This is a genomic window from Dyadobacter sp. (assembly GCF_051859145.1).
In the GTDB taxonomy this organism is placed as follows: domain Bacteria; phylum Bacteroidota; class Bacteroidia; order Cytophagales; family Spirosomataceae; genus Dyadobacter.
This window is the reverse complement of the sequence record NZ_JBHYGF010000171.1, coordinates 1-8307: the sequence shown is the minus strand read 5'-3', so window position 1 is coordinate 8307 and position 8307 is coordinate 1. Positions and strand designations below refer to the sequence as shown.

Annotated in this window: 7 protein-coding genes and 1 pseudogene; 4 read left to right on the top strand and 4 right to left on the bottom strand. The window is 49.1% G+C overall.

Annotated features, from left to right (window positions below; genetic code table 11):
- The 3 genes from ACTIE6_RS11425 to ACTIE6_RS11415 form a co-directional block, all read right to left on the bottom strand.
- The coding region (locus ACTIE6_RS11425) for an efflux RND transporter permease subunit (RefSeq protein WP_439556756.1) at positions 1–260 on the bottom strand (260 nt) is incomplete at its 3' end.
- A 101-nt stretch (positions 261–361) separates the two neighbouring features.
- Entirely contained in the window at positions 362–739 is a 378-nt protein-coding gene (locus ACTIE6_RS11420) for a hypothetical protein (RefSeq protein ID WP_439556755.1), read from the bottom strand.
- Between the two features lie 94 nt (positions 740–833).
- Positions 834–1715, bottom strand: a complete 882-nt coding sequence (locus ACTIE6_RS11415; RefSeq protein ID WP_439556754.1) for a response regulator — start codon at positions 1713–1715, stop codon at positions 834–836.
- Between the two features lie 354 nt (positions 1716–2069).
- Between ACTIE6_RS11415 and ACTIE6_RS11410 the strand changes: the two genes are divergently transcribed.
- From ACTIE6_RS11410 to ACTIE6_RS11395, 4 genes are all read left to right on the top strand, one after another.
- The gene (locus ACTIE6_RS11410; RefSeq protein ID WP_439556753.1) at positions 2070–2867 is read left to right on the top strand and encodes a hypothetical protein; all 798 of its coding nucleotides are present in this window, start codon (positions 2070–2072) and stop codon (positions 2865–2867) included.
- A gap of 55 nt (positions 2868–2922) precedes the next feature.
- Positions 2923–4446 carry an alkaline phosphatase family protein gene (locus ACTIE6_RS11405; RefSeq protein WP_439556752.1) on the top strand — a complete coding sequence of 508 codons (1524 nt, stop codon included), beginning with the start codon at positions 2923–2925 and terminating at the stop codon, positions 4444–4446.
- Positions 4447–4470: 24 nt separating this feature from the next.
- The gene (locus ACTIE6_RS11400; protein WP_439556751.1) at positions 4471–4821 is read left to right on the top strand and encodes an iron chaperone; all 351 of its coding nucleotides are present in this window, start codon (positions 4471–4473) and stop codon (positions 4819–4821) included.
- A gap of 99 nt (positions 4822–4920) precedes the next feature.
- Positions 4921–7812: a PVC-type heme-binding CxxCH protein gene (locus ACTIE6_RS11395; RefSeq protein WP_439556750.1), complete on the top strand. Its 2892-nt coding sequence runs from the start codon at positions 4921–4923 to the stop codon at positions 7810–7812.
- A gap of 83 nt (positions 7813–7895) precedes the next feature.
- Here ACTIE6_RS11395 and ACTIE6_RS11390 read toward each other — a convergent pair.
- Positions 7896–8307, bottom strand: a pseudogene (locus tag ACTIE6_RS11390) (DUF748 domain-containing protein); the annotation flags it as partial.

Below are 8307 nucleotides of genomic sequence, written 5' to 3'. Positions count from 1 at the left end.
CGGGAGAGGCTGCGGCTTTCTTTCAGGCCGGGAATGTTGCTGGTAGCCTGCTCAATGGGAAATGTAATCAGGCGTTCCACGTCTTCGGCGCCCAGCGAAGGTGCGGTTGTAATTACCTGTACCTGATTGTTGGTGATGTCGGGAACTGCATCTATGGGAAGCTGCGTCACTTCATAAATCCCGTAGGAAACCCACAGGAACATGAAGAGCGCAATCATCAGTTTGTTATGAACTGAAAATTGAATGATCTTATGAAGCATAAAGAATTGAAGTATAAATACATAGCAAACAAGCTATGGGCCCGACAGGAAGTGAGCGCATAGTGCCGACAGGACAGACTTATCCTGTTGTATGTAGGTATTTAAACTCGCGGCGGGCGGAAGAGTGAGCCCAGCGCAGCATTGTAATGCCCCTGCGGTTTATCGGGGCCGTAATCTGCCTTTACAGGCCAGTAAGTGTTTTTAAAAGTAAATGTGTTTGAAAAGGGAACAAAAAGGAAGCTGGTATGCTGAATCTCAAACTTCTTAAATGGGAGCTGCATATCCTTGTCGTCGTCATTATCATCCATATCATCGCCCCAGTAATGCATAGAAAGGAAGTCTAAGAAGCTGATTTCCTGGTTCAAAGCTTTGTGCTCCACAAAGTGCCGGATCAGGGAAGGCACTTTGAAAACCTGGTACAACGAAGTAGTGTCCAGGATCAAAATGGTGAGCATCAAATGTAAAATCAGCTTTTTCACGACTCTAAAATAGACCCGGATCGTTGCTTATGCAAGCATTTGCGTGAATTGCAGTGGAATATGTCGCGCGCGGGGCGCGGAAATGCACGCAGTATTAACCCCGGTTGTCATTCTTTTCAGGGAACCGGACTGTATTCCACCAGAAGTTATGCAGGTTCTGGAACTCGCTTTCCCATTTGGATTTGGAACTGCCTTTGATCATGTAGCCATTTGCCTTGTTTATGTAGCTCTCCTGGATATCCTTCGGATCGTCGGAATAGCTGAAAACGATCAGCGGAATGGCGAGCAGCCGCTGGGAGACCAGCGCTTCCCGGATATGGGTAAGCAGTTCAATGCCTTTGTCCCTGGTTGGAAAATAGAGGTCGAGCAGCACCAAATGCGGTTTTTGCTGCATGTTCGGTAACTCGTGCCTGAAAAAATGCAGTACCTGTTCTTCCAGTCCCAGTTCTATCACTTCCACTTCCGGCATCGTCTCCTGGATCGCCGAGCGTACAAAAACCATGTTGTCTGTGTCGTCCTCAATCACCACTATGCTCGTATCCCGCAAATTGGGCTTGGCAATGGGCTCCGTCATACCATGGTAGGCGTGGAGAAAACATACATCTATGGATTGTGCCAGGTGGGTATATTCCAGCCCGGTAACTGGTTTTACAATATATGCATTAATACCTGCCTCGTAGGCTCTCGTCACCAGCGCGTCGGTTGAAGTGGTGGACATCATCAGCACGGGGATATGTTGTGCCCGCGCGTCGGCTCTTAGCAGCGGAATGGTTTCCAGTCCGTTCATGCGGGGCATATTCATGTCCATCAGGATCAGGGCCGGGTCGTCGAAGTTTTTTCTGGAAGTGATCAGCTGCACCAGCTTTTCACCGTCGCTTACCTCGATCACGTGTACATCGCTGATAACGCGTTCGATAGCGTCCCGGATCAACATCCGGTCGTCTTCATCGTCGTCAGCTAAATAGATCGTTTTCAATGTACAGTCTTCAATGTTCTATCCCAAAATACCGTGTGTGATGTTATAAAAACAATGCCAGTTAGCCACCTGATGTGACGCTTTCACACCCTGTTAATGCCGGAAACACACCCGCATGCAAGTCAGCGCGTTTTTTATTTTTGTGTATAAAAGACAATCAGTCAAAAATCAGCCTCATACAAGCTTTTTAACACGAAAACCAAGACAAATACAGGAACAAATACGGCGGTAAATTCTTAGCTGATCATGAATGGAATCGACCCGATTTTCTAATTAAAAATAAACAATAACACCTGCTTAACGAGTAAGTGAAGCAGTCGGCTACTTTTGTCAGACAATGTGATCTTTTCGAAAATGAACATTTACAAAAGTTTTTTATTGCTGGTACCCTTGCTCGGGGCGACTTTGTTGAAGGCCCAATCTGTTCGCGAACTTTCCAGTATTCAGGTCAAAGAAGCCAAGCAGGCAGTGGCTGTCGACGGCGGGTTTTTCTACGTCATTAATAATAGTACCATCAGCAAATACAGCAAAAAGACCAATGCGCTAGTTAAAACCTGGAATGGTGAAAATGACGGGATCAAGCACCTGAACAGCGGCGTGGTGATCAAGGGAAAGCTGTATTGTGCCAATACCAACTATCCCGAGATTCCGATGGCGAGTTCCCTGGAAATCTTCGACGTGAATTCAATGGAACATATCGGCAGTCACAGTTTTGGTATTGCACCACACGGTTCACTTACCTGGGTGGATCAGAAAGATGGATCGTGGTATGCCGGTTTTGCGCATTACGGAGGGAAAGAGGCCAGTGAAGGGCGCGATGTGCGCTGGACTTCGCTCGTCAGGTTTGATATGGAATGGCGGGAGCTCGAATCCTGGATTTTTCCTAAAAACCTGATTGCCCTTTTCACCCCCAAAAGTAACTCCGGCGGAGGCTGGGGAGCCGATGGGAGCCTGTACTGTACCGGTCACGACCGTCCTGAGCTATATGTGCTGAAACTGCCAAAATCGGGGTATACCCTGGAACATGTGGCGACAATACCGGCACCGATCGAGGGGCAGGGAATTGCATTTGATCATACAGCGAAAGGTACTGTTGTGCTCTACGGGATCAAACGGTCGGAGAATGTGGTAACGGTTTCGGAAATTAAATGAGTGAGTGACCGGGTCGCCGGTGCGATGAATGAGTGAATGAATAAATGAGTGAATTATGAAAAAGTTGTTTGTAATACTCGGCTGCTTGCTTCTTTTAACTGGGTTGACTGTATTGGCGCAGACCAAAAAGCCGGGCGCAAGATCGAAAAATAAAACTTTGATCGTATTCCTGGACGGGCTGCGGCCAGACTACATCACGGCTGCGCAAATGCCGAACCTGTTTGCGTTCAAGGAAAAAGCCGCATTCGGCGCAAATCACCACAGCGTTTTTCCTACGGTAACGCGCGTCAATTCGGCTTCCTATGCAACAGGTTCTTACCCGGGTACACACGGGTTGCTGGGTAATGCGATTTACATTCCGCAGGTAAACCCAAATGCGGCGATCGGGACGGGTTATGGTGATTTAAGTAAGATCCCGGCAGCTACGGGCAGCGGCATTCTGACTGCGCCTTCGCTGGGTGAATTGCTGGAATCGGCGGGAGAGCGGATGATGGTTTTTAGTTCAGGTACCACCGGACAGGCTTTTTTACAAAACCATAAAGTAAGCGGAGGCGCCATTGTAAATCCGAACCTGATCCTGCCGGATGCATTCAAAACGCAGGTGCTGGCAGAGATGGGGGAGGCGGGTAAGGAGGATTTTGACAGGCACAAATGGGTAACCGACGCGCTGCTCAAATACGGACTTGCTGCAAACGGTCCGCTCGTCAGCGCAATCTGGCTGTCGGACCCTGACGGCGCGGCCCATGAAAACGGAATAGGTTCACCTGAGGCTGTGGAAGCGATCAAATTTGTAGACGAGCAGTTCGGACGCATTTTGGACGCGGTGCAAAAGCAGGGACTTACCGATAAGCTGAATATGATTATCTCGACAGACCACGGCTTTGTTACCCAGATCGGCAGCATCAGTCTGACCGAATTCCTGATCCAGGAAGGTTTGAAAAAGGACAAGGAATCGGACGACGTGATTGTGGCGGAGGGAAGTATTTACGTAAAAGACCACAATCCCGAAACAATACAGAAGATCGTTACTGCATTGCAGGAGGAAGAATGGATCGGGGCTTTGTTTACCAGGGCGGCGCAGGAAGGAGACGCAAACGGCTGGATACCGGGCACATTCGCATTTGATGCTGTTCACTTCAACCATCCGCGTGCGGGAGATATCCTGGTGGCACCCGCCTGGAATGATGTAAAAAATGATAAAGGATTTGCGGGTACCGATTATACCAAAGGAAAGGCCGGCCACGGCGGGTCAAGTCCCTACGAAATCCACATTGCGCTTTTTGCAAAAGGTCCTGATTTCAGGAACGGGCTGACTACTGAACTGCCCACCTCCAATATAGATATAGTACCTACGATATTACAGATTTACAACATTCCCCAACCCGCAGGAATGGACGGGCGCCCTGTTTTGGAATTATTGAAAAAACCTTCCAAGATCATTGGTAAGGCGAAAAAAGAGTCGCTCAAAACGGAGGTTAAACATCCGTGGGGTACTTATTTCCAGACTTTGGAAATGTCGGTACTGGGCAAGTACAGGTACTTTGATTACAGCAAAACCGAGCGGGTTTTCAGCAAGTAAGATCAACACTTACATTCATAGACCATGGCAACTGATAAAGTACAAACCATCGACGCGTACATGGCCGGACTTCCGGAGGAAACTGCAAGGAAGCTGGAACAGATCAGGAAAACCATCCGGGAAGTAGTGCCGGATGCGCAGGAAATGATTTCTTACCAGATACCCGCTTTCAAGCGGAATGGACGCTACCTGATTTATTTTGCCGGCTGGAAAAAGCACATTGCATTGTATCCGGTGTCGGGCGAGATGGTCGCGGGATTAAAGGACGAGCTCGCAAATTATAAGGGTTCCAAAGGCTCTGTACATTTTCCGTTGGACAAGGAAATGCCGCTTGATCTTGTCCGGAAGATCATTGAATGGAAGCTGAAAGAGTGAAGTTTAGCACAGCCGGTGGCAGCAGAAAGCCTATAAGTAAAATAGTAAACGGGGTTTCTTTTGTTTTCTCAAAATGAAAGAAATTCTAAATACCACTATATGAAAAGGTTCGGCTTACTTCTGGCTTCTTTACTGCTATATACCCTGGTTCCTGCCAGCAATGCATTTGGTCAAAAAGGCAAAATAACAGCCGGGAAGGCGACAGCAGTGAAAGCAGATACCGGCAAATACGACCGGGACTATGCGCTGGAAGCTACTATGCTCGGGTTTTTCGCGCCTGATGGTGCCCGAAACCCTACATTGAAGGCGAAAAAGGGCGAGCGGGTCAGGATCCGGATTACGAACGGGGAGTTGATGACCCACGATATTGCACTCGAAAAGCTGGGGATTAAAAGTAAAGTTATCCTTGAAAAAGGATCAAGTACCTCCATTCAATTCGAGGCAAAAGAGAGCGATACCTATTTTTGCTCGGTCCCGGGACACCGGGCTGCGGGCATGGTCGGGAGCTTTGAGGTAGTCGAAGGCGAGATCAACCAGCAGACTATTGCCGGGCAGCTTCCTGTGCGGGATGGAAAACCGCTGAACCTCAATTTCGAAACGGGCAATCTGACCGACTGGACTGCGCAGGGGGAAGCTTTCGCCAACCCGATCTTCAATACGGATCCTTCTCCGGTACATGAAAAAGAACTCCACATAGGTTTTGACGGAAAATACTTTTTGAGCAGCGGTGGCAATAGCAATGCAAAACTGACCGGAACCCTCACATCTGCACCTTTCAAGGTTACCCAGCCTTTCGCCGCATTCAAGGTATCAGGTGGCGCCTTGCAGGATACACGTGTGGAACTTGTGCTGGCAGGGAGCGACAGTATCATTTACCACATCACGGGACAGGGAAGAGCTACTTTGCAGCCGGCGGTGGTTGACCTTCAAAAATACCTCGGTCAGGAGATTTTCATCCGCATTATTGATAACGAAACGGGCATTTCGCAAATACCCTATATCCCGAATGATGAATGGGCACACATCAATTTCGACGAGTTCCTGTTTTATCCAAGTCGCCCTGTATTTGCCAATGAGCTGAAACCTGCGGATATCATTATCCTGCCACCACTCGATCCGGTACTGAATGCAGGACTTTCAGGGGAAAAGGCGGCAGCGGCAATGACACCGCCAAAAGGCTTCAAAGTCACCCTCGCCGCAGCAGAGCCGGATGTGGTCAAACCGATCAGTTTTACCATCGACGCAAAAGGCAGGCTCTGGGTCGTGGAGGGACATACTTACCCTGTGCGCGCCCCGGAAGGGCAGGGAAGGGACAGGATCCTGATCCTGGAAGATACAAATGGGGACGGTACCCTGGACAGCAAGAAGGTTTTTGCAGAAAACCTGAACCTGATCAGCGGAATAGAAGTAGGAATGGGTGGTGTATGGCTGGGTTCAGCGCCTTACCTGATCTTCATTCCCATTGATCCCAAAACCGACAAACCTGCCGGTCCGGCACAAACGCTGCTCGACGGCTGGGGGCTGGATGATACGCACGAAGTACTTAATAACCTGCGGTGGGGACCCGACGGCTGGATTTATGGTACCCACGGCGTTTTTACGCATTCCAATGTGGGGAAGCCTGGTGCAACAGACGCGCAGCGTACCAAGATCAATGCGGGCGTTTGGCGCTACCATCCCACTGCGCATACGTTTGAAGTTTTTGCAGAAGGTTCAAGTAATCCCTGGGGTATTGATTTCAACGATTACGGTCACCCGTTCATCACCGTCTGCGTGATCCCGCACATGTACCACGTAATCCAGGGTGCGCGCTACCAGCGGCAGGCGGGCAAGCATTTTAACCCGTATACTTACGATGACATCAAAACGATTGGCGACCATGTGCATTGGCTGGGCGAACGCGGCCCGCATGCAGGTAACTTCCGCTCAGCAGCAGCGGGCGGCGGGCATGCGCACGCCGGTGCGATGATTTACCTCGGACATACCTGGCCGAAAGAATACCGGAACGAGATCTTCATGAACAACATCAACGGCGCGCGTTTGAATATTGACCATTTCGAGAAAAAAGGCTCGGGCTATGTGGCGCAGCACCGTCCAGACTTTATGGCGATGAACGATTCCTGGTCGCAGTGGCTCAATTTCAAATATGATGCAAGCGGTTCTGTGTGGGCAATTGACTGGTATGACAAGAACCAATGCCACAGCCCTAATCCTGACGTGCACGACAAAACAATGGGCCGTATTTTCAAGATTACCCATGATAATGACAAATGGGTAAAGGTTGATCTCACGAAAGCGTCGGACATGGAGCTCGTGAATTATCAGCTGAATGAAAACGAATGGTATGTGCGGCAGGCACGAACGATTTTGCAGGAGCGGGGCGCAAACAAGAAAGTACATAAAGCGCTCAAAGAGATACTTGCCAAAAATCCCGATGCAACAAGAAAGCTGCGCGCGCTCTGGACTTTGCACGTGACGAAAGGTCTTGAAGACAAAGACCTGATGGAACTGCTTTCCAATGAGAGCGAGTACGTGCGCAGCTGGGCGGTGCAGCTGATGATGGAAGATAAAACAGTATCACCTGAGGCTCTGGCGAAGTTTGCAGATATGGCGAAAAACGACCAGTCGGCTGTGGTGAGGCTGTATCTTGCTTCTGCCATGACGCGGATTGATCCCGCGCAGCGCTGGGAAGTGGTGGATGCATTGTCGCAAAAAGCCGAGGATAAAGACGACCATAATCTTCCATTGATGGTATGGTATGCCGCAGAGCCGCTTGCTGCCGTGGATATGAAGCGTGCGTTGCAAATGGCTGAGAAGTCAAAGCTGCCAAAAATACTTCCTTATACGATCCAGCGTGTAGCTGCGATTGGTACCGAGGATTCTAAAAAGGTTTTGAAAGAACTGAACGAGAAGCTCGGCCACAGCGGATCTCACGAAAATCATGAAAACCAGCTTCTGATAGGAAAAGTACTGGAAGGAAGCAGCAAGTAAGATTTACCAAAATTGTGTAAAGCGAAAGCGCCTGCGTTGATCCGTGCAGGCGCTTCTGGTATAAAGAGGTAAGCAGAGGAACCTCAATCCTTCTTCTTTTTCTTCTCCTTCCTTTCCTCTTTCTTACCCTTTTTATCATCGTCTTTTCCGAAAACCTTTTGTAAAAAGGTCTTTTTATCCTCTTTCGGCGCTTTCACTGAGCCGATGGAAATTTCATTATCAATGGAAGGCTGCAACGCGTGAATGAATGCATTCTGCAGAACAGTAGCTATCGCCAGCCACATATTGGTCTTGGGATCATCAAGCCGGCCTTTGAACGGGATTTTAGTAGCTACCTGATCCTTACGCTGGTTTTCAAAAAGCTCGCCAACTCCTCCCGCAACCGCTTCCCACATCTTACGGAACAAGTTATCCTTTCTGTCTTCCTTGCCCAGAATGTCGAGATTCTGAATAACAGGTTTGACGTAACCTGTAAATGCCTCATCCTTCGCGGCA